The sequence below is a fragment of the Parabacteroides sp. AF27-14 genome, assembly GCF_003635425.1.
Lineage (GTDB): Bacteria > Bacteroidota > Bacteroidia > Bacteroidales > Tannerellaceae > Parabacteroides > Parabacteroides distasonis.
The window spans coordinates 1-2798 of record NZ_QTLZ01000055.1 but is presented as its reverse complement, the minus strand read 5'-3'; the positions used below and the strand labels follow the sequence as shown (position 1 = coordinate 2798).

General features: G+C 41.6%; 2 protein-coding genes and 1 pseudogene. All 3 read right to left on the bottom strand.

Annotated features, from left to right (window positions below; all coding sequences use genetic code 11):
• Window positions 1-715 (bottom strand): plasmid recombination protein (locus tag DWY79_RS22280; RefSeq protein ID WP_032530555.1); only part of this gene is annotated, 715 nt, incomplete at its 3' end.
• Between the two features lie 617 nt (window positions 716-1332).
• The gene (locus DWY79_RS22265; protein ID WP_008670455.1) at window positions 1333-1923 is read right to left on the bottom strand and encodes a hypothetical protein; all 591 of its coding nucleotides are present in this window, start codon (window positions 1921-1923) and stop codon (window positions 1333-1335) included.
• Between the two features lie 473 nt (window positions 1924-2396).
• Window positions 2397-2798, bottom strand: a pseudogene (locus tag DWY79_RS22260) (mobilization protein); the annotation flags it as partial.

The following is a 2798-nucleotide window of genomic DNA, read 5'->3' as shown; positions in this document are numbered from 1 at the left end:
CCGTTTTCCCTATCAAGCCGTAAAACTTCTCTGAAGCCTTAGAAATGAGTTTTTGGACGTTTTTCTTTGTTTCAATGGAACGTAGTTCTTTCTGAAGCTGAAGAAGCTGGTTTTGCACGTCCTTGTGCTTGTCTAACGCACTGGATATATCGTTGGATAGTTCCTGAAGCTGTTCTTTCGCACATTCGGTCTTGTACTGCATAGCCGATAAGTGTTTGCGATCAGAAGAAACACCACGTTCCATGCCCAGTGCTTCAGATGCTATGGTTTGGAGTTCTGCCATGTCATCACGCGATAAACGCACACTCTTCCCGTTCGGCTGCGTCCAATCGAAAACTACATGGGCGTGAAGGTTAGGTGTCCATTGCTTTGCGTTCATGTATCCTTCGTCCTTGTGTATATGGATTTGAAACGCTTCAATACCGAAACGTTCCTTGCAGACCGCAGCGAATTGCTGGAGTTCCTGCATGGTGGTTTCTTGCTTGATTACTATTACCCCCTCCCGTATGGGTGCTGCTTTAGTCTGCATCTTCTGCCCAACCGTATCGAAATATCTCTGTTTCGCACTCTCCAGCCGATGGGAGATGCTATCTCCAACCCAGCTTTCATTCAAATGACTAAGTTCCGGACGAACATAGTCCAACTCTTTTTCCCTAAAGTTGTGAATCTCGCTCCCCGGCTTCACTGCTTGTACATGAATACTTGTTGCTCCCATAAGTTAACATTTTTGTGACAATCGATAACAGCCGGTGACAGCCGGCTGACAGGGGGTTAAGGGGGCTTGTCCCCTTACACACGTACCCTTTAGGGTGCTAGTGTGCTATCACCATACTGCATAGGTGCGAAGTTAGTGAATGTTTTGTAAATGCACAAATAAAGGGGAAAACATTTGGATTTGCGACAATAAAGTACTACCTTTGTTGCTGACCAAACGGTAGCTGACCGATACGGGAGAGTTACCAAAATACAAGCCGCTGGAGTTAATTGACGGACATCCGACATCCCCAGCGGCTTTATTTTTGCCTATCTGCTTCGTCTAGGCATACCAGTACCTCTACTAAAAATGTACTTCAAAGATACTTATTTTCTACCGACTTGATAGTTTTTACCCCATATTCTTGGACATTTTTCCCCCATGAGGTTATCTTTGTAGGGTGAAAGAGAAACCCATAAACGGGGATAGATTGAATGCTGGGAAGCATAAACAATCGGGGTAAGGTTAGCGAACCTTGCCTTTCATCCCCCATTATAACTTTACATAGAGGAACTTTATCTATCCCCCCCCGCCCCCAAAGGGGGAGCGACCAAACGGCAGCTTCACTCAATGGAGTGTTACAGTTCATCAAAACCAAGTGATAACTGTCGTTTCTCTGCTTCTTCTTTCTTTTGGGCAGCTAAAGTCTTTTTCCGAACGTATGTTTTTGTAAATGAAACCCTATCCCCATTAAAGACAATCAACGGATTAATGAACCAATTATATTCGTTTGGACCTCTTGCTATGATTTCACTTTGTACGAGCTCTGCCAATCCTTTGTATATGGCTTTGTCTGATTTGTATTGGGTGTATTCTAAGCATTTTCGCCTATCGAAAATTATCATATCATTCTTAGGCTTCATGCAAGTTAGAATATACCCGAAAACCCGAATAGCTGATTGTGATAGATTGAAAAAAGCGGCAAAATTCGCAAGGTATAGTTTTGCAAATTGCTCTTCATCTACTTCTATTTGTCGGATAAACGAGGTTTTGAATACTTCTCCTGTATCTGTATCAGCAACAGCAACTACAGCTTTTTTATCACTTCCCGTACTACTTTTGTATTTCTTAACAACGTGATTTTCAATCCCTTCAATTGCTTGTTTCATAAAGGGGTTTTCTTCGTTTTTTTGAAAATCGGTTAATTTGAGTACTTTCTTATTTTCCATAAACATTCTATTTAGGCAAATTTGACTTTCTATATATCGGTGAAAAAGTATAATTTGATTTTCCACAAAGGAATATTTAAATTTCCATTAATACAATAAAAAAGCAAAATATATTTTCCTTTTTAACATCTAATAGGAAAGAGTGACTTTCTAATATGGAAAATCAGATTTTCCAATATGGAAAATACCCTATATTGAGTATCAACTACTTAACTTATTCTATTTCTTAAGTTCTTATTATACCCTAAAAACGGCATATAATCAACTACTTAAAAAATCATCGGTCGGGGAGCGCCCAGCGGCAAGGGGCGGGACCACCCGTCCCGACGAGCGCCCACACCATAAACTTTTTTTCGAATAAGCACACAACCGTTTTTCGAACCCTGCAAAATTTCTTCCGAACCCGAACGGCGTAACACTCCATTGAGTGAAGCTGCCGTTTGGTCGCTCCCCCTTTGGGGGCGGGGGGGGGGTTACATACCCATGCCGAAACCTCTGCTTCTGGTGATTTGCTTGAGTAGGTCTTTCCCCTCTTCCATAGCTTTTGATATGTTTGGGAAATGATGCCTTAAAGCCTCCAGTTGTTCGGAATTGAACAAGTCTTTCATCTTACCAAGTTCTTTTTTCAATTCCTTGGTTTCGGTCTTTAGTTCTTGGTTCTCCGTTCTTAGTCGGTTACTGGTTGTCCTTGCATTGTCCATTTGCTGTCTATAATACTCCTTGTCGTTCTCGGCTTTGAATACCTTTGTGCCGTTTCGCTCTTTTTCAAGTATAGCCTTTCCCAGTCTATCGGATAGCTGTTCATTTTCCCCCTCTAAAGCCTTTATTTTGGCTTTTAAGGCATCTTTTTCCCTATCGTTAACCGTTTTCCCTAT